This window comes from Sphingobium sp. TKS, from assembly GCF_001563265.1.
Classification (GTDB): Bacteria; Pseudomonadota; Alphaproteobacteria; order Sphingomonadales; family Sphingomonadaceae; genus Sphingobium.
In genome coordinates, this window is record NZ_CP005083.1 from 3,543,276 (window position 1) to 3,562,899 (window position 19,624).

Here is a 19,624-nt window from a genome sequence, read left to right on the forward strand (position 1 = left end):
CCCGCTCATAACGATAAATCTAATACGAATCAATCGCATCATTGAAAAGGGACCGGACGGGTGGCGACCCGAGGAGGAGAGGAGTGCATCGCCACCCGCCCGTTTCCCCCGGCAAGGGACAAGTGCCGGGGGTATGAGGCTTGATCAGAACATATAGTTGAGGCTGAACACCGCCGACCGGGTCGGGGCCGGCTGCGCCCAGCTATTGCCGGTGTTGTTGCGCACGGTCGTCACATATTTCTCATTGGTGAAGTTCTGCACATTCACCTGCGCCTTCAGATTCTCCGTGATCGGATAGGAGGCCATGAAGCGGTGAATGGTGTAGCTCGGCACCCGATAGCCGACATAGCCGTTGGCGACCAACTGGGCGAGCGTCGGCTGGTTGAGCAGGAAGCTGCCCTGATAGGTCAGGCCATAGCCCAGTTCCAGACCGAAACCGAAGCGATAGGTGGTGAACAGGCTGCCCGAATGCTTGGGCGTATTGGTGAGCGAATAGCCCGCCGTCGGATCGGGGAAGGCGGCGCTGTTGGCGCAGGTGCCTGCCGCCGGATCGGTCGCGCCGGGATGGGCAAGGCAATAGTCTGAAACGCCCTGCTTGATCCTGCTCTTGAGGTACATGTAGTTGGCGGAGATCGTCCAGTTGCTGGTGATGTTGCCCGACGCGCCGAAGGACACGCCCTCCACCCGCTGGAAGCCGTCCGTCGCCTGATCGGGCAGGGTCGGATCGCCTGACACCACCTTGATCTGGTCGCGGTCGTTCCGGAACAGGGCCAGCGTCAGCAACAGCTTCTTGTCGAACAGGTCCGCCTTGGCGCCGATCTCGTAATTCTTCGTCGTTTCCGGCCTGACGTTGCAGGTGCCGCTCCCGCCCGACGCGTTGTCCGCCGTGCAGCTCCCGTCGACGGAAGACTTGGAGGGCAGCTTGCTGTTGCCATAGGCGACATAGAGGCTGGTGTTCGGCGTCGGCTTCACGACCGCGCCGATACGGAAGGAGAAGAGATTGTCCTCCACCTTCAGATAGGTGGGATTGGTCGCTCCGGCGGCGGGCGGCGACAACTGGCCCAGCGTGGCGCCCGGCGCGGTCACATAGCTGAAGGTCCGGTTGAAACCCTTCACCTTCTCGTAGCGCAGACCGCCGTTGATTTCGAACCAGTCGGTGAACTTCAGCGTGTCGAACAGATAGGCGGCGTAGCTGGTCTGCTCACCGACATTATGCGTGCCGAGGATGAAGTTGACGGGACCGACATAAGCGTTGCTGCCATAGACGCGCGCCAGGCCGCTGGTGGCGGCCGGGCCGACGATGCCCGAAGACGGATCGGCTATGTTGACGAGCGGAAGGTAGAAGCCAAGGCTGCTCCCGGCGCCGTAGGTCGGAGTGGCGGTGCCGTTGCCGCTGGCCGGTGCGCTGAACGGCGCGGCATAGGGATCGAAACCGTTGGCGGTACGGCCAAGGCTGCCCTGCAACTGATCGTAGCGCTCCCACAAGGCCGAGCCGCCGACGACCAGCGTATGGCCAATGCCGCCGGTATCGAAATCGGCGCTTAGGTCGATCTGGTTATAGGCCGTCTCATTGGTGATGAAGCGCTGGTTGCCGCGACCGCCGGTCGGGACATAATAACCGACCGGAATGGTGAGCGTCTGGCCTATGGCGGTCGATCCGACGCGCAGCGTGCAGGCGCCGCCGGTATCCGGGTTGAAGCCGCCCGCCGTGCCGTTGTCGAGGCAGAAGACGCCGTTCGGCTGGCTCGTGACCGTGTCCTGGCGGATATGTTCGTAACGCGTCAGGTTGCGGATCTTGACCGTGTCGCTGAAGGCATGGCTGAAGATCGCCTGCAGCGACTTCGTCTTGCTGTCCTGATGGTCGAGATTGGCGAAGCCATAATAGCCCGACCGATCGAAGTCCTTGACGATGCCGCCCAGCGCCGGGAAGTAGCGAATGCCATATTGCGGCATTGCCTTGTCATCCAGATATTCGCCCTGGAGCGTCAGGCTGGTCGGCCCGTCGATACCAATGGTGATGGCGGGCGCGATGCCCCAGCGTTCATAATCCTCGACATCGCGGCCCGGCACGTCGTTCCTGTGGTAGACGGCGTTCAGGCGCACTGCGATCAGATCATTGACCCGTTTGTTGGCGTCGATCGTCGCGCGATAATAATTATCGGTGCCGATGCCTGCATTCAATATGGTCTGATCATCGGCCAGCGGACGCTTCGTCACCAGATTGATCGTGCCCGCGACCGAACCACCGCCGTTCATGACCGAATTGGCGCCGTTGGTGACTTCGACCTGCTCGATATTATAGACTTCATTGCGGTTCAGGAACGCGCCGGAGCGCACGCCGTCAACCGTGACGTCGTTCTTGGCGTCCTGGCCGCGCAGGATGATGCGGTCGCCATAGCCGAAGCCGCCCTCACCCGCGCCGAAGGTGATGCCCGGCACAGTCGACAACACTTCGCGCAGCGTCAGCAGATTCTGCTGCTGGATCGTTTCCTTGCCGATCACCGTGATGGTCTGCGGCGTGTCGAGCAGCGGGCGGGTATATTTGGGCGACTCCGCCTTCTCGACCTTGATCGATGACTCGTCGATCGCCGTGTCGGTGACCGTCATCCCGCCGAGCTTGGCGCCCCGCGCGCCGTCCTGCGTAGCATTTTGCGCATGGGCGGTGGAGGCGAAGGCCATCGCGCCGACGCAACTCAGCGCCAGGAAGGAAGGACGTGACATTGCTTTGGACATGAAAACAGAACCCCTTTTTGAACCTTGGGGATCCTGCTATTGCGACTCGTTCGCATAGTCAATGCTATTGCGAATAATTATTATATTATGGCTGCATATTATCCCTGAAAAGCCAGCATCTTATCGCGCTCGCCAGATTGGGGGGATCGGCCGCCGCCATGCGCGCGACGTCGATGCGCGCGATCAGCGCATTGACAGGCAAGCCCTCGCGCGCGGCGACCGCACGGAGGGCTTGCCAGAATATCGGTTCAAGACTGATCGCGGTCTGATGGCCCGCAATGGTCACGCTGCGCTTGACCGGCGGAGCGAAGGGCGATCCCGCCAACGCCGAGGCGTCATCGGAAGCGCCCCCTTCCTCCATCAGTACATGTGCTGGCCGCCGTTGATCGACAGCGTGCTGCCGGTCACAAAGCCGCCATCCTCGCTGCAGAAGAAGGCGACGCCGCGCGCGATTTCATCGGCATGGCCCAGACGGCCTACCGGAATCTTGGCGACGATCTTTTCCAGCACAGCCGGAGGAACGGCCGCGACCATGTCAGTGTCGATATAGCCGGGCGCGATCGCATTGACGGTAACGCCATATTTCGCGCCTTCCTGGGCCAGCGCCTTGGTGAAACCATGAATGCCGGATTTGGCGGCGGCATAATTGACCTGGCCATATTGGCCCGCCTGCCCGTTGATTGATCCGATATTGACGAAACGGCCCCAGCCGCGCCCGCGCATCCCCTCAAAGGTCGCCTTCGCCATGTTGAAGCAACCGCCCAGATTGATGCGCATCACTTCGTTCCAGTCATCGAAGCTCATCTTCGCCAGCACGCCGTCCCGCGTGATGCCCGCATTGTTGACGACGACATCGATCGGGCCGAGCGCTTCGGCCACATGCGCGCAGCCGTCCAGGCAGGCCTGGTGATCGCCCACATCCCATTTGAAGGATGCTATGCCCGTCTTGTCCGAAAAGGCCTGCGCCTTGGCATCATTGCCCGCATAATTGGCAGCGACCGTGAACCCCATCTCCCTGAGCGCCAGGCTGATCGCCTCGCCAATTCCACGCGTTCCGCCCGTGACGACTGCAACCTTGCTCATAGTGGCTCTCCTCAGCAAAAAATGACGGGACGAAACTTACCTCTCCAACCAACCAGCCAGTTCGCGACGGGCCAGATTCTCATATAGGTTCATAGCGTCCGGAGACGCGTTCAAACAACTCAAATGGACAAAATTATTACCACCGAAAGAGATAAAATCCTCTTTGCCGCGCAGGGCGATTTCCTCTAGGGTTTCCAGGCAATCCGCCGAGAATCCGGGGGTCAGGACAGCAACATTTCCGACACCTTCGGAGGGGAGCTGACGCAGCACCGCATCGGTCGCCGGACCCAGCCATTTCGCACGACCGAAACGCGATTGAAACGTGACCCGCACCTCCCGTCCCAGAGCCTCGCCCAGCAGCCGCGCACTCTCGACGCACTGGTCGCGATAGGGGTCGCCCAATTGCCGCGTCCGTTCCGGCATGCCGTGGAAACTGGCGATCAGCAGGTCCGGCGCGAAATCGAGCGCGGCGAGTTGCGCCTGCGTCGATGCGCGCAGAGCCTCGATATAAGCGGGATCGGCGTAATAAGGCGGCAGGGTGCGGACCGCCGGCTGCGCCCGCATCTTCGCCAGCGCCGCATAAGCGGCATCGAATGCGGTGGCCGTCGTCGCCGCGCAATATTGGGGATAAAGCGGCGCCAGCAGGATGCGGTCGCACCCCGCCGCGATCATCGCCGCCAGCCGGGTGTCGATCGCCGGATTGCCGTAGCGCATGGCCCAATCGACCATCACGGCGGCCCCCATCCGGTCTTGCAACGCGCGGGCCGTATCGCGGGTGTAGACGGCGAGCGGCGATCCCTCCTCCATCCACACCTGGCGATAGGCATGGGCGGATTTCTTCGGCCGGGTCAACAGGATCGGGCCGCGCAATATCGGCTGCCAAAGCAGTTGCGGGATCTCCACCACCCGTGGGTCGGACAGAAATTCGGCCAGATAACGCCGCACTGATGCGGGGTCAGGCCCGTCGGGCGTGCCGAGATTGATGACGAGGATACCGATCCTGCCCATGGCCTTCACCCTTCCATCAACAGGGGCAGGGTGCGGTACCGTTGCCCGGTGGTGGTGAACAGCGCATTGGCGACCGCCGGAGCCACCAGCGGCACGCCCAGATCGGTCAGTCCGGCGGGCGGCGCGGTGCTGCGGATCAGTTCCACGGTCACTTCCCCGACATCCCCCAGACGTGGCAAACCCATGCGGCCCAATATCGCCCGCGTGGGCATGCCCTTCGCATAGGGCACGGACGCCCCCATGGCGAGCGCCAAGCCATGGATCAGGCCGCTTTCGATCTGCTGCCGGGCGATGTCGGGATTGACCTGCTCCCCACCATCGACGGCGGCGACGATCCGCCCGACCTGCAACTTGCCTTCGATGATGCCCGCCTCCACCATGATCGCAATGAAGGCGCCGTTCATGACATGCGCCGCCAGCCCCTGCCCGCTCCCGACGATACCGCCCTGCCAGCCGCCCATGGCGCCGACGGTGGTCAGGCAATGCGCCAGCCTAGGATTGCCGCCCAGCATCTGGATGCGGAAGGACATGGCCTCCATCTGCGCCTGATGCGCCAGCTCGTCCATGAAACTTTCGGTGAAGAAGGCGCCGTGCAGATGCGCGTTGCCCCGCGCAAAACCCAGCGGCAGGCCGACATCGGCGGGAAAATGATCGACTGCCCAATTGGGCACCGCATAGGGCAGTTCCATGCCCGCCACCGCCAGCCGGGTCGAAACGTCCGAAGATTCCGCGCTGGCTTCATGCGGCAGCTTGCCATGAGCGATGCGCGCCCAGCTCTGGCTCATGGCGCAGGGCGCCGCGATCTTCGCGGACCACCCTTCGATCGCGCCGTTGCGGCCAAGCTTCCCTGCCATGCGCGCATGGGCGGGGGCGCTGGGGCGATCCTGAATCACATCCTCCAGCCGCGACCAGAGCAATTGCACCGGCCGCCCCATGTCGCGGGAAAGAAGCGCCGCCTGCACGCCCGCCTCGAAATCCATCCGGCGGCCATAGCCCCCACCCGCATGCAGCGGATAGAGCGTCACCGCCTCCGCCGACAGGCCCAGCGCCTTGGCGATGGCGGCGCGGGCCAAGCCGGGCGCCTGGGTCGCCATCCACACTTCCGCGCCGTCGTCACTGATCCGCGCCGTGGCGCACATGGGCTCCAGCGCCAGATGCAGACCCGGACCCACCCGATATTCGCTGGCAAGGATGGTCGCATCCTCGAACAGCGGCTTCAAATCCCCGCGCGCATAAAGCCGCTCCCCGGAGGAACCGGCAAAGGCCTGCTCCAGCGCCGCCTCGATCCCGGCGCTGTCCACCGGACTGCCGGATAGTTCAAACACCGGATCGGCCAGGTCCAGCGCCTTGTTCGCCGCCCACCAGTTGCTGGCCACCGCCGCCACCCAGCGTTCCTGCCGGACCAGCTTCAGGAAGCCGGTGACGGATTTCGCCGCGCCCTCATTGACGCTTTTCAGCACGGCGTCCCCGATCGGCCCCTGCCGGATCGAGGCGAAGACCATGTCGGGCAGGCGGACGTCGGCGGCGAAATTATGGCTGCCGTCAATCTTGGACGGGGTGTCGAGCCGCGGCAGTTCCTGCCCCGCCAGCCGATCCACATCGCCCTGACGGAAGGGCAATATGTCGGGCAGGTCGAAGGTCGCTGCGTCCTCCACCACCTCGCCCAGCTTCAGCCTGCGCTGCCCGCCGTCGGAGATGATGCCGTTCTGGATGTCGCAGCTTTCCCACGCCACGTCCCAGCGCGCCGCCGCCGCCTTGCACAGCAGCACCCGCGCAGCCGCGCCCGCTTCCTGATAGGCCTGGTGGAACATCGGGATCGAGGTGCCCGCCCCGGTCAGCATCAATGCGCGCCGGGTCGCATATTGATCGATGGCCCAGTCGCCCGCTTCGCCCGCCAGCCGGCTCCAGTCATTGGCCAGCCATTCACGCGCCAGCAGGCTATTGGCGTAAAGCGGGCTGACCGGCGCGCTCTGCACCCCCACGGTGCGCCAGTCCGCGCCAAGCTCGTCGGCCAGAATCTGCGGCAGCAGGGTGCTGACCCCCTGTCCCATCTCCGTCTGCGGCACGATGACGATGACCTGCCCGGACCGGTCGATCTTGAGGAAGGCGTTGAAGGCGGTTTCGCCCGGCGCGGTGTTGAGATTGGGGCGATAAGCTCGCGGCCACACCGCCCATGCCAGCAGCAGCCCCGCCGTCGCGCCCCCGCCGATCAGCAGCGTGCGCCGGTTCAAACCCTTTTCCGTCTGCTGACCCTGCTTCCGCGGTGCGCGCCCCATAAGTCCGCTGATAAAGAGGCTTGCAAGCTCTGGAAAGCCCTATTGCGCGTCGACCGGCTGGAGCTGGAGACGGCGTATCTCGATCACCGGACAACGGTCCATCACCACCTTGAGCCCGGCGGCCTCGGCACGGGCTGCCGCGGCTTCATCGATCACAGCGAGCTGCATCCATACCGCCTTGGCGCCAGTGGCTATGGCATCGTCAACCGCGTCCCCAGCGGCCTCGCTGCGGCGGAAGATGTCGACCATGTCGATCGGCACGCCGACGTCGGACAGTCTCGCCCAGACGAACTCGCCATGGACATGCTCGCCCGCGATCTGGGGATTGACCGGCAGGACGCGATAGCCGTGGCCCTGCAAGGTTTTCATCACGCCATAGCTCGGCCGGTCCGGCCGATCGGAAATACCGACCAGCGCTATGGTGCGAGTTTCGTTCAACAGATCGGCAATGTCCTGCGCGGCGGTAAGTGGCATCGGCCAGTCTCCTCGATATCCTTCCGACATGGGAAGGACGCGGGAGGGACGCAAGCCGTTCCCTTTAAATGAAGGACTTTGGGATGGGTCTTGGGTTGGTTTTAGAAGCCACCCCTCTTCAGCCAGTCCGCCACCTTGTCCGCGATCGCGCGGAAGGCGGCGCCATGCACATCGTCCCCCGCCGCCGGAGGATCGCCCGCATCGGAGCGGCGGCGAATGTCGATGGCGAGCGGAATGCGTCCCAGGAAAGGCATCCCCATCTCCCCGGCCGCTGCCTCCGCGCCGCCTTGACCGAAGGGATCGGACGACTCCCCGCAATGGGGGCAGACATAGCCCGCCATATTCTCGACCAGCCCGATCATCGGCACATGGGTCTGCTCGAACAGGCTGACGGCGCGGGTCGCGTCGATCAGCGCCAGATCCTGCGGCGTCGAGACGATGACGGCCCCGGCAGGCTTATGCTTCTGCACCATCGACAACTGCACGTCGCCGGTGCCCGGCGGCATGTCGACGATCAGCACCTCCGCATTGCCCCAGTCCGCCTCGATCAACTGGGCGAGCGCGTTGCCCGCCATCGGCCCGCGCCAGGCCAGCGCTTTGCCCGGCTCGACCAGATGTCCCATGGACAGCATCGGAATACCCAGCGGGCTTTGCACCGGGATGAGCTGCTTGTCCTTAGCCTGCGGCTTCCTGTCCTCGCTCGCCATCAGCCGCGCCTGCGAAGGGCCGTAAATATCGGCGTCTACCAGCCCGACCCTGACGCCCAGCCGCTGGAGCGCAACGGCCAGATTAGCCGACAGCGTCGATTTGCCCACCCCGCCCTTGCCGGAAGCGACGGCGATGATCTTCAGCGGCTTGCGCTCTGCCGTCATGGCGATGCGCACGTCGCTCACGCCCGGCACGGTCAGCGCGCCCTCGCGGATCGCGGCGGCCACGGCGTCGCGCTGATCGGACGACAGGCCCGCCACGTCCAGCGCCAGCGTCATAATCCCGTCCTTCAACCGCGGCGCGCTGGCGCGCCCTTCAGTCAGCGTTTTCAGGCGGGCGGCGAAATCTTCAAGCTCGGTCATAGGAGCGCCATCTAATGGCTTTCGACATCCAGCGAAACCGGCCCAACCCCTTTTTTGTCAGGAAGATTCTCGTTTGCCGTGATTTAGCTTCGCTGGCCTTCGGCTCCAAGTCGCCAGATGTGTCCCATCTGGCTCGAAATCACTCTAGCGACATCATTCGAAACAATAATCGTTGCGAAGGGCACTGTTTTTCGCCGGAAAGCCTTCCTATAGAGGAGCGATGAAGAGAATTTTCGGGTGGATGCCGGGCATTGCGAGCGCCATGGCCCAGGGTCCCTGGGGCGGCAAGAGCGACGGGCCGGACGGCAATGACAGCCAAGGCAAAGGGGGCGATGGCGGACGTGAAGGCGGCCCGCGCAATCCCTGGACGCAACCCGGACGCCCTGGCGCCAAGGGACCTTCCGCGATCGAGGAACTGCTCCGCCGCAGCAAGGAAAGCTTCGGCCCGGGCGGCGGCTTCGGCAACCTGCCCCCCCGCCCCTCCGGCAAAGCGCTGTGGCCCGCCGCGATCGGCATATTGGTCGTGCTGTGGCTGGTGCTGACCTGCTTCCACCGCGTCGGCCCGCAGGAGCGCGGCGTCGTCACCCTGCTCGGCAAATATAGCCGCACCCTCTCGCCCGGCATCAGCCTGACCCTGCCCGCGCCGCTCGAGAATGTGACGACCGTCGACGTGGAGGAAATCCGCACCATCGACATCGGATCGACGCGGGCGGAGAGCGAGAATCTGGTGCTGACCGGCGACCAGAACATCATCGACCTTGCCTATTCAGTGCGCTGGAACATCCGCAGCCCGGAACTTTACCTCTTCCAGCTTTCCGATCCCGACGCATCCGTGCGCGAAGTCGCGGAAAGCGCGATGCGATCCGTCGTCGCCAGCGTCAGCCTGGAGGATGCGCTGGGCGCCGGCCGCACCGAGATCGAGCAGCAGGTCGAGCAGCGGATGCAAGAAATCCTCGACGGCTACAGGTCCGGCATCCGCGTGCAGGGCGTCGCGATCAAGCAAGCCGACCCACCCACCGCCGTCAACGACGCGTTCAAGGCCGTGTCCGCCGCGCAGCAGACCGCCCAGACCTATCTCAACGAAGCCCGCGCCGCCGCGCAGCAGGTGACGGCCAAGGCGCAGGGCGAAGCCGCCGCCTTCGACAAAGTCTATGAGCAGTACAAGCTCTCGCCCGACGTGACCCGCCGCCGCATGTATTATGAAACCATGGAGGGCGTCCTGTCGAACGTCGACAAGACCATCGTCGAAAGCGGCAATGTGACGCCGTTCCTGCCGCTGCCCGAACTCAAGCGCCGGGCGCAGGCCAGCGCCGCGCAGGGCGCCGCCGCCGGGGAGGGCCAGTGATGCAAGGTCTGATCCGTCATCCCGTCGCGCTCGCGCTGCTCGCCATCGCCGCGCTGCTGCTAATCGGCAGCACCATCGCCATCGTGCCCGAAACCAAGCAGGGCGTGATCGTGCGCTTCGGTGATCCCAAGAAGATCATCAACCGCTACCGCCCGAACGAGGATTTCGGCAAGACCGGCGCGGGCATCATCCTGCGCTGGCCGTTCATCGACCAGGTGGTCTGGATCGACAAGCGCGTGCTGTCGGTCGAGATGGAGCGGCAGCAAGTCCTCTCCACCGACCAGTTGCGCTTGCAGGTCGACGCCTTCGCCCGTTACCGCATCGTCGATCCGCTGCGCATGTATATCGCGGCGGGCAGCGAGGAACGCGTATCCGACGCGCTGCGGCCCATTCTCGGCTCCGCGCTGCGCAACGAATTGGGCAAGCGTCCCTTCGCGGCGCTGCTTTCGCCCGAACGCGGCCAGGTGATGGACAATATAGAGGCGGGCCTGAACCGCGTCGCCCGCCAATATGGCGCGCAGATCGTCGACGTGCGGATCAAGCGCGCCGACCTGCCCGACGGCGCGCCGCTGGAAAGCGCCTTCACCCGCATGCGCACCGCGCGCGAGCAGGAAGCGCTCACCATCCGCGCCCAGGGCGCCAAGCAGGCGCAGATCATCCGCGCCGAAGCCGACGCCAACGCCGCGCGCATCTATTCGGACAGTTTCGGCAAGGATCCGCAATTTTACGATTTCTATCGCGCCATGCAGGCCTATCGCTATACTTTCTCACCTGACAAGCAGGGGTCGACCTCCATGGTCCTCTCCCGCGACAATGATTTCCTGAAGCAGTTTCAGGGACGTTGAGTAGGCGTTGAATTCATTACGGAACCAGCGCCATTCAAAGTCGGTTAAGGCAAGGCGGCGCATCCCGCTCTCTTCGCAGAGTCCCGCCTTTCCTTCGCCCAGTTCATGAGAGGACCGTCACGAGTGCGTTACGCTTATGCCATTACCGGCGCCCTGCTGCTCGGCGGCACCGCCATCGCCGTTACGACCAGCTCCAATGTGGGCGCGCAAATCGCGCAAAATGAAGGCATGCAGGCCGCCGCCCCCGCCGGCGCCCCGGCCAGCCTGGCCGACATGGTCGAAAAGCTGCAGCCCGCCGTGGTCAACATCTCGACCCGCCAGCGGGTGCAGGTGCAGAATCCCTTCGCGGGCACGCCCTTTGGCGACCTGTTCGGCCAGGGGCAACAGGGCGGCAAGCCCCAGACCCGGCAGGCCCAGTCGCTGGGGTCCGGCTTCATCATCTCGGCCGACGGTTATATCGTCACCAACAACCATGTGGTGTCGGCGGGCGCGGAAGGCGCATCGGTGGATTCGATCACCGTCACGCTGACCAACCGCGAGGAATATCCGGCCAAGCTGATCGGCCGCGATCCGGCGACCGACATCGCCGTGCTGAAGATCGAGCCGAAAAAGGCTCTGCCCTTCGTGAAGTTCGGTGACAGCACCAAGGCGCGCGTGGGCGACTGGGTGATCGCCATCGGCAATCCCTTCGCCCTGTCGGGCACGGTGACGGCGGGCATCATCTCCGCCGTGCATCGCGGCACTGGCGGCACTTACGACAAGTTCATCCAGACCGACGCGTCGATCAACCAGGGCAACTCCGGCGGCCCGATGTTCGACATGCGCGGCAATGTGATCGGCATCAACAGCCAGATCCTTTCGCCTTCGGGCGGCAATGTCGGCATCGGCTTCGCCATCCCGTCGGAACAGGCCGCGCCGATCGTGGACACGCTGCGCAAGGGACAGGCCGTCAAGCGCGGCTATCTGGGCATCCAGATCAGCCCGCTGGGCGAGGATTTGGCCGATTCGCTCGGCCTTGCCAAGAATCGCGGCGAGTTCGTCCAGGGCGTCGAGCCCGGCAAGGGCGCCGACAAGGCCGGGATCAAGGCGGGCGACGTGATCGTCAGCGTGGCGGGCCAGGAAGTGACGCCGGACCAGAATCTCTCGTCCATCGTCGCCAACCAGCCCATCGGCGGGCGCGTCCCCATCGTGCTGCTGCGCAACGGCCAGCGCCAGACGGTGACCGCCATAGTCGGGGAGCGTCCTTCCGAGGACGAACTGAACGCCTTCGCCCAGCAGCAGGATGACGATTTCAGCCAGCAGCAGCAGGACGACCAGTCCAGCAGCGGCCAGGCGACGCAACAATCGCTCGGCATTTCCGCCATCCCGCTGACCTCGACCATCATCCGCCAGCTCGGTATCGCGGCCGACACGCGCGGCATCGTGATCACGGCGGTGGACGGCTCGACCGATGCGGGCGCCAAGGGGCTGCGCCGTGGCGACGTCATCATCACCGCCAACAATCGTCCGGTCGCCACCCAGGCGGAACTCGACGCGCAGGTCAAGGCCGTGTCCTCGCAAGGCCGCAGTGCGATCCTGCTCCAGGTGCTGCGTCGCGGCCAGCCTGCGGTGTTCCTGCCGGTGCGGCTGCGCGACAAATAAACCGCTGATAATCAGCGGATCGTTACGGGCCGCGCTTGCCGGGAACCCTGCCTCCCCTCTACACTGAGGCGACAGACTCCGGCGGGCGTGGCCCGAAGCTTTTGGGGAGCATGACGGAATGAGCGACGGCATTTTCATCGGCCTTGGCGCACCGGACAAGGATGGCGGCATCCCCCAGACGCTGAACCTGCGCAGGGCCAATCGCCATGGCCTGATCGCGGGCGCGACCGGCACAGGCAAGACCGTGACGTTACAGGGCATTGCGGAGAGCTTTTCGGCGCTCGGCGTCCCCGTCTTCCTTGCGGATGTGAAGGGCGACCTGTCGGGCATTTCCATGGCCGGCTCTCCCACCGCGAAAAATGCCGACAAGCTGGTCGCCCGCGCCAAGGAGATCGGCCTCGAAAATTACAGCTATGCCGATAATCCCGCCATCTTCTGGGATTTGTATGGCGAGCAGGGCCATCCCATCCGCACCACCGTCAGCGAAATGGGACCGCTGCTGCTCTCCCGCCTGATGGACCTCAACGAAACGCAGGAGGGCGTGCTCTCCATCGCCTTCAAATATGCCGATGAGCAGGGGCTGCTGCTGCTCGACCTGGGTGACTTGCAGGCGATGCTGGCCTATTGCGCGGAAAATGCCGACACGCTCTCCGCCCAATATGGCAATGTGACCAAGGCCAGCGTCGGCGCGATCCAGCGCCAGTTGCTCCAGCTCGAAAGCCAGGGCGGCGCGCATTTCTTCGGTGAACCCGCGCTCGACATTCACGACATGCTGCAGGTCGACGACAAGGGGCGCGGCTATGTGAATGTGCTAGCCGCCGACAAGCTGATGCAGAGCCCCAAGCTCTACGCTACCTTCCTGCTCTGGCTGCTGTCCGAACTGTTCGAGACGCTCCCCGAAGTGGGCGATCCAGACAAGCCCGTCCTGGTCTTCTTCTTCGACGAGGCGCATCTGCTGTTCGACGACGCGCCCAAGGCACTGACCGACAAGATCGAGCAGGTCGTGCGCCTGATCCGTTCCAAGGGCGTCGGCGTCTATTTCGTGACGCAGAACCCGATCGACATACCGGAGGATGTGGCGGGCCAGCTTGGCAACCGCGTCCAGCATGCCTTGCGCGCCTTCACGCCCCGCGACCAGAAGGCGATCAAGGCCGCCGCCGACACTTTCCGCGTCAATCCCGACCTCGACGTCGAAACCGCCATCACCGAACTCAAGGTCGGTGAAGCGCTGGTATCGCTGTTGCAGGAGGATGGATCGCCCGGCATCGTCCAGCGCACGCTGATCGCCCCACCCCGCTCACGCCTCGGTCCGGTCGATGCCAAGGAGCGGGCGATCATCCAGTCCATTTCGCCCTGCGCGGGCAAATATGACACGACCGTAGACCGCGAATCCGCCGAGGAAATCCTCGCCGCGCGGGGGCAAGCCGCCGCTGCCGCCGCGCAGGCGTCCAAAGCGCAAGCCGAAGCCGACAAGGCCGCCGCCGCCCAAGCCAAGGTCGAGGCCAAGCAGCGCGAGGCGCAACTCAAGGAACAGGCCCGGCAGGACGCCGCGGCGGCCCGCGACGCCGCCAGGCCATCCGGCATCGACAAGGCGATCCAGTCGGCCACCCGTTCCGCCGCCTCATCGGTCGGGCGTCAGGTCGCCAATGAGCTGGGCCGCGCGGTGTTCGGCGGGTCCAGCCGCAAAAGCTCGGGCGGGATCGCGGGGCAGTTGGTGCGGGGCATATTGGGCAGCCTGTTCAAATAGGCTGCGGGAGAGGAGAAGGTCATGCAAAAGGCGCTTATCGCCACTTTGGGTCTGGCGCTTGCCATTCCCGCTCATGCGCAAGATTATCGCGACCTCCACCGCGCCGCCGATGCCGCCATCGCCAGCGACATCGCCCGCGACCGTCAGGCTGAGCGCGACGCCAAGCGCCAGCCCTATGCCTCGCCCGGCTATGGCGCGATCCACACCGCCACGGCGGCCCGCAACGCCTGCGCCGCCAAGGCACGGGAAGAGGCTGGGCCCGGCACGAAAATCCTCGGGCGGATCGCCGCCAGCACCATGTCCACCGGCTGGGAAGTGGAAGGCGAAGTCGGCCCCTTTGGCAACCAGCGTTCCGTGCCCTTCGTCTGCTCGGTCCGCAACGGGTCGGTGAGTGGGATCATGTTGCAGCCCGATCGCTAGGATACTCACACGCCGCAATTCCATCTGCGATCCAACGTAAAGCCAGACCATCAACACCCCAAATATTGCTGCGCCTTTTCTCTACCGATCAGGTTGCGAAATTCATTGTGCAGGCGCTAAGGAGGGCCGATGCATAGCCCTTCCATCCCCAGCCATCCTCTGCGCTTCGGCAATTTCCGGGCCTATCTGCTGGGGCGGCTGACGGCGGTGCTGGCGCAGTACAGCATGATGATCGTCCTCGCGTGGCAGGCCTATAATGTCGCCCGCGAGACGATGAGCACGGGCGCCGCCTCGGCCCAGCTCGGCCTCATCGGCCTGGCCCAGTTCTTGCCCCTGTTCTTCCTGACCCCGGTGACGGGCTGGGTGGCCGACCATTTCGACCGGCGCAAGATCACCTGCTTCACCCTGATCCTTCTGGTGCTGGCGTCGGGAACCCTCGCCTTTGCGACCTATGAAGGCAGGGTCAGCCTGCCGCTGATCTTCGGCATCGCCGCCATCGTCGGCATCGCCCGCGCCTTCAACGGCCCGGCCTATAGCGCGCTCGCCCCCAATCTGGTGCCGCGCGAAGTGCTGCCCAACGCCATCGCCATTTCCAGCGTCGTCTGGCAGACGGGGATGATCGCAGGCCCGGCGCTGGGCGGCTATGCTTATGCGATCCAGCCCTGGGGCGCCTATGCGCTGGCATCGGGCCTGTTCGCCGTGGCGTTCCTTTGCATGCTGCTGATCGGCCCGGTGCCTCAGCCGCCCCGTGACACCAGCCGCCATCCGGTGCGTCAGATGATCGACGGCCTCACCTATGTCCGCGGCAACCGGCTCGTTCTGGCGACCATCACGCTCGACCTGTTCGCGGTGTTGCTGGCCGGAGCGACGGTGCTCCTGCCGGTTTATGCCCGCGACATATTGCATGTGGGATCGGCGGGGCTTGGCCATCTCGCCGCCTCCCCCGGCATCGGCGCGGGCATCACCGCCCTCTTCTTCTCCTTCCGTCCCATGAGGACCGAGGTGGGCCTCAAGATGCTGGGCTCCGTCATCCTGTTCGGCATCGCCACGATCATCTTCGGCGCCACCGCCTTCCTGCCGCGCAACATCGCGCCGGAAGTCGGCATCGGCGCGCTGATCCTGCTGGGATCGGCGGATATGGTTTCCGTCTATGTCCGACAGTCGCTGATCCAGCTCCACACCCCCGATGAGATGCGCGGCCGGGTGTCCAGCCTGTCGCAGCTCACCATTTCCGCCTCCAATGAATTGGGCGAGGCGGAATCCGGCTTCCTCGCCGCGCTGGTCGGCCCGGTCGCGGCGGTGATCGGCGGCGGCATCGGCGCCATCGTGATAACCCTAATCTGGGCACGGCTCTTCCCAGAGCTGCGCCTTGCCCGTACCTTCGACCCACCTGAAACAAAGGCGGCCGAATCCAAGCAGGAGAAAGCGCAATGAAGGCATCCAGCATTTTGGAAACTATCGGCAATACGCCGCATATCCGCGTCAACCGGCTGTTCGGTGACGCGGAGGTGTGGATCAAGTCCGAACGTTCCAACCCCGGCGGGTCGATCAAGGACCGAATCGCCCTGTCCATGATCGAAGCGGCCGAAGCATCGGGCGACCTGAAACCTGGCGGCACCATCATCGAGCCGACATCGGGCAATACCGGCGTCGGCCTGGCCATGGTCGCGGCGGTCAAGGGTTACAAGCTGGTCCTGGTCATGCCCGAAAGCATGAGCCTGGAGCGCCGCCGCCTGATGCTGGCCTATGGCGCCAGCTTCGACCTGACGCCGCGCGAAAAGGGCATGAAGGGCGCGATCGAGCGCGCCTTGGAACTGGTCGAACAGACGCCCAATAGCTGGATGCCGCAGCAGTTCGAGAACCCGGCCAATATCGACGTCCATGTCCGCACCACCGCGCAGGAAATCGCCGTCGACTTCGCGGACAGCCCGATCGACGCGCTGATCACCGGCGTCGGCACCGGCGGCCATATCACCGGCGTGGCGCAGGTGCTTAAAACACTCTGGCCCCACCTCAAAGTCTATGCGGTCGAGCCTACCCTGTCCCATGTCATCAGCGGCGGCCAGCCCGGCCCTCATCCGATCCAGGGCATCGGCGCGGGCTTCATCCCGGCGAACCTCCATACCCAGTTGCTGGACGGCGTGATCCAGGTCGACCCCGCCGACGCCAAGGAATTCGCTCGTCGGGCGGCGCGGGAGGAAGGCGTGCTGGTCGGCATCTCCTCCGGCGCGACACTGGCGGCGATCGCGCAGAAGCTGCCGGAACTTGCCGAGGGCAGCCGCGTTCTGGGCTTCAACTATGACACCGGCGAACGCTATCTGTCGGTACCCGATTTCCTGCCCGAATAAGGCCCAGAAACAGGCACGATCCGGACCGGGCATGACCGACGAAACCTCCAACGGCCAGCCGCATCGCGCGATGTGGCTGTTGTGGCTCGTGCTGTTCGTCGGCCTGCCCGCCCTGGTCGCTGCATGGGAGGCTCGGACGCCTTCGGGCAAACCGCGGCTCGACGCCGTCGCCGCCGCCCGGTTCAAGCGCCCGACGACCCTGCCCCCGGCGGTCGCGCCGGTTCAGATCTATGCGCTCGACCGCGATGAGGCGGAAGCGTTCAACGCCGCCATTCCCTTTTCCCGCCTGCCCAATCCGGCGGCACGGCCCTTCATCTTCTCAGGCTCGCAAACCGACCTCGCCCGCGCCACGGACTGCCTGGCCGCAGCGCAGATCTATGAGGCGGGCGACGACGCCGTGGGCGAGCGGGCCGTGGCGCAGGTGGTGCTGAACCGGGTGCGGCATCCGGCCTTTCCCAAGACCGTCTGCGGCGTCGTTTTCCAGGGGCAGGAACGCGCGACCGGGTGCCAGTTCACCTTCACCTGCGATGGTGCGCTCGCCCGCACGCCGACCCAGGCGGCGTGGGAAAGGGCGCGGGACATCGCGAAATCGGCGCTGGCAGGCAAGGTTTACAAGCCGGTCGGCTATGCCACCCATTATCATACCGACTGGGTCGTGCCCTATTGGAGCAGTAGCCTGGACAAGATCTCTTCCGTCGGCACGCATCTCTTCTTCCGCTGGCGGGGCTGGTGGGGGACGCCGCCCGCTTTCCGCCGGACGGGGGAGAATGGCGAACCGCTGGTCGAGCGCATCGCGCGCCTGTCAGCCGCGCATCAGGGCGGACCCGCCGGTCTGCCGGTTCTGGCTGGCGGCACGGTCGTGGATCTCGCGGCGCTGCCCCAGCAGATGATCGGAATGGAATCCCTGGGCCAGATGATGGCGGGCGTACGGTTGATCGCCATCGCGCCGGGGGCGAAGAGTTTTCTCGTCGAACTGGGCCACACGGCTTCGCCCGACAATTGGCCGACGATGGCGCAGACCTTCTGCGCCGGGCGGCCCGAATGCCGGATCATGGCATGGCGAGCCGGAACCGCGCCGACTGGCCTGCCACTGTCGGGCGATCAAATGGAAAGCATGGCCTTCGCCTATATCCACAACAGCGCGACGGGGTTGCAGCGGTCGCTGTGGAACTGCATCCAGACGCCGCGAGCCAACAAGGATGAATGCATGCGCCAGCGGATTCCGGCGGCGACCGCCACTGCACAGCCCGCTGCCGCTCCGGAGTTGGCCGGAGTCCGGCGCAAGGAAAGGTTCGAGGTGGTGAAGATCGTGCCGCCTGCAACGCCACCCCAGGTCATGGTGCCGCCGGTCAAGCCGTAAGAGGGGAGTCTATTCTTCCTCGAACCCGCTCAAACGCGGCAGCGCGCCGATGCGGGCGACCAGTTCGGACTGGCGGCTGCAATCCAGCTTCACATAGATATTCTTGATCTGCGTCCGCACCGTGTTGAGCGCCACGCCGCGTTCCTGCGACAGCTCCTCCAGGCCACGGCCCGCGCAAAGCGCTTCGGCCACCTCCGCCTCCGCCCGGGTAAGGCCGTAGAGCGCGCGGATGCGGCTGGTAAGGCTCAGATCCCGGTCAGCCGGATCGGTCACGATCACGACGATCTGCCGTTCCATGCCGACGCGCACCGAAGCGATCGACAGCACATAGGGCAGACCCTGTTCGCGATGGACGAAGATCGCGCTCGCCTGCCCGCCCTGCCGCGCCGCCGCGCCCCTCAGCGCAGTCTGCAAGGCTTCATCATCGCGCGGCGCGCGCGCCTTCAATTGCCGCTGCCGCAAGCTCAGCGCATCGGCACGGCGCAACAGCGCGTCCGCCAGATGATTGCAGTCGATCAGCACGCCGTTGGGGCGGAGAGTGAAGACCGCATGGCCCACCATGTCGAGCGTCGCATGCAGCGACCGGCCATAATGATTGGCGCGGTCCAGCTTGCTGCGGATCGCGAACATGCGGCCGATATGGTCGATGCTGCCCTGTACCGCCCGCACCTCACCCTCGCTGAAGGGCTTTTGCGTGCGCCCGCGGTGCAGGCCGATATGGCCCGTCGTCCCATCCTTTTGAATCATGCCGCCCAGGCAGCGAAAGGTGTCGTCACCCATCCCCCTGATCCACTCATTGTAGATCCGGCTGCCTTCATAGGTCTGGGCTGGCACGAAGGCTTCGATATTCCAGACGCGATTGATCGCTTCGGCCCGGTCCAGCGCCACGCCCCAGATATCGTCATCCTGAAATTGCTGGTCGTAAACCGCCATCTGCGCATCGGAAAAATAACCGGAATAGGATATTTCCGCGACATGTTGGGGCGCGCGCCCCCAATGCAGGACGCCCGAGCGCGCGCCGACCGCCTCCGCCAGCGTCGAAGCCAGCCGGTCGAACACTGCATCGTCGGTCGCCGCGTCGTAGATTTCCTCCGTACGGATCACAATCCTGCCCCAACTCCCCATGCCATCTGGCAATAGGGGAATATACGCAGCTTCCGCTTGCCGCATTGCACAAATCGGACATCAGCCCATTCAAATCACTGAAAAAACGGATAATGCTGCTGCCATGTTCCGCCGGTTCTCCCCTTTGCCCCCGGTTTCTGCGGATAGTG

16 protein-coding genes are annotated in these 19,624 nt (G+C 64.8%); 8 read left to right on the forward strand and 8 right to left on the reverse strand.

All coding sequences use genetic code 11. The features are described from left to right. Positions 1–144: 144 nt before the first annotated feature. The 7 genes from K426_RS17520 to K426_RS17550 all read right to left on the reverse strand — a co-directional run bounded on the left by K426_RS17520 (position 145) and on the right by K426_RS17550 (position 8,644). Positions 145–2,733, reverse strand: coding sequence for a TonB-dependent receptor (locus K426_RS17520; RefSeq protein WP_066559832.1), 2,589 nt, complete (start codon positions 2,731–2,733; stop codon positions 145–147). An 85-nt stretch (positions 2,734–2,818) separates the two neighbouring features. Further along, positions 2,819–3,094: a ribbon-helix-helix domain-containing protein gene (locus tag K426_RS17525; protein WP_066559835.1), complete on the reverse strand. Its 276-nt coding sequence runs from the start codon at positions 3,092–3,094 to the stop codon at positions 2,819–2,821. Further along, positions 3,094–3,816, reverse strand: a complete 723-nt coding sequence (gene phbB / locus K426_RS17530) for an acetoacetyl-CoA reductase (protein ID WP_066559837.1) — start codon at positions 3,814–3,816, stop codon at positions 3,094–3,096. Before phbB ends, K426_RS17525 begins: the two co-directional genes overlap by 1 nt. A 36-nt stretch (positions 3,817–3,852) precedes the next feature. Then, entirely contained in the window at positions 3,853–4,824 is a 972-nt protein-coding gene (gene hemH, locus K426_RS17535) for a ferrochelatase (protein WP_066559840.1), read from the reverse strand. Positions 4,825–4,829: 5 nt separating this feature from the next. Continuing rightward, the gene (locus K426_RS17540) at positions 4,830–7,100 is read right to left on the reverse strand and encodes a xanthine dehydrogenase family protein molybdopterin-binding subunit (protein ID WP_066559842.1); all 2,271 of its coding nucleotides are present in this window, start codon (positions 7,098–7,100) and stop codon (positions 4,830–4,832) included. Between the two features lie 39 nt (positions 7,101–7,139). Beyond that, a complete protein-coding gene (locus K426_RS17545; protein ID WP_066559844.1) occupies positions 7,140–7,574 on the reverse strand; it encodes a CoA-binding protein in 435 nt (144 codons plus the stop codon). A 101-nt stretch (positions 7,575–7,675) separates the two neighbouring features. After that, positions 7,676–8,644, reverse strand: coding sequence for an Mrp/NBP35 family ATP-binding protein (locus K426_RS17550; protein ID WP_066559846.1), 969 nt, complete (start codon positions 8,642–8,644; stop codon positions 7,676–7,678). A gap of 220 nt (positions 8,645–8,864) precedes the next feature. Between K426_RS17550 and hflK the strand changes: the two genes are divergently transcribed. The 8 genes from hflK to K426_RS17590 all read left to right on the forward strand — a co-directional run bounded on the left by hflK (position 8,865) and on the right by K426_RS17590 (position 18,350). Beyond that, the gene (gene hflK / locus K426_RS17555; protein WP_176392232.1) at positions 8,865–9,989 is read left to right on the forward strand and encodes an FtsH protease activity modulator HflK; all 1,125 of its coding nucleotides are present in this window, start codon (positions 8,865–8,867) and stop codon (positions 9,987–9,989) included. Then, positions 9,989–10,834, forward strand: coding sequence for a protease modulator HflC (hflC, locus tag K426_RS17560; RefSeq protein WP_066559848.1), 846 nt, complete (start codon positions 9,989–9,991; stop codon positions 10,832–10,834). Before hflK ends, hflC begins: the two co-directional genes overlap by 1 nt. Positions 10,835–10,957: 123 nt before the next feature. Next, on the forward strand, positions 10,958–12,475 hold the full coding sequence (locus K426_RS17565; protein WP_066559853.1) for a Do family serine endopeptidase: 1,518 nt from the start codon (positions 10,958–10,960) through the stop codon (positions 12,473–12,475). A gap of 118 nt (positions 12,476–12,593) precedes the next feature. Further along, on the forward strand, positions 12,594–14,222 hold the full coding sequence (locus K426_RS17570) for a helicase HerA-like domain-containing protein (RefSeq protein WP_066559856.1): 1,629 nt from the start codon (positions 12,594–12,596) through the stop codon (positions 14,220–14,222). 21 nt (positions 14,223–14,243) lie between these two features. Continuing rightward, positions 14,244–14,642 carry a hypothetical protein gene (locus tag K426_RS17575; RefSeq protein WP_066559858.1) on the forward strand — a complete coding sequence of 133 codons (399 nt, stop codon included), beginning with the start codon at positions 14,244–14,246 and terminating at the stop codon, positions 14,640–14,642. 129 nt (positions 14,643–14,771) lie between these two features. Next, positions 14,772–16,076 carry an MFS transporter gene (locus K426_RS17580; protein WP_066559860.1) on the forward strand — a complete coding sequence of 435 codons (1,305 nt, stop codon included), beginning with the start codon at positions 14,772–14,774 and terminating at the stop codon, positions 16,074–16,076. Further along, complete coding sequence (gene cysK, locus K426_RS17585) at positions 16,073–16,990, forward strand: cysteine synthase A (protein ID WP_066559863.1); 918 nt, start codon at positions 16,073–16,075, stop codon at positions 16,988–16,990. Before K426_RS17580 ends, cysK begins: the two co-directional genes overlap by 4 nt. Before the next feature lie 31 nt (positions 16,991–17,021). Continuing rightward, a complete protein-coding gene (locus tag K426_RS17590) occupies positions 17,022–18,350 on the forward strand; it encodes a cell wall hydrolase (RefSeq protein WP_066559866.1) in 1,329 nt (442 codons plus the stop codon). 9 nt (positions 18,351–18,359) lie between these two features. On the opposite strand, the gene K426_RS17595 is transcribed toward K426_RS17590, so the two are convergent. Then, positions 18,360–19,454, reverse strand: coding sequence for a helix-turn-helix transcriptional regulator (locus K426_RS17595; RefSeq protein ID WP_237229829.1), 1,095 nt, complete (start codon positions 19,452–19,454; stop codon positions 18,360–18,362). Positions 19,455–19,624 lie beyond the last annotated feature (170 nt).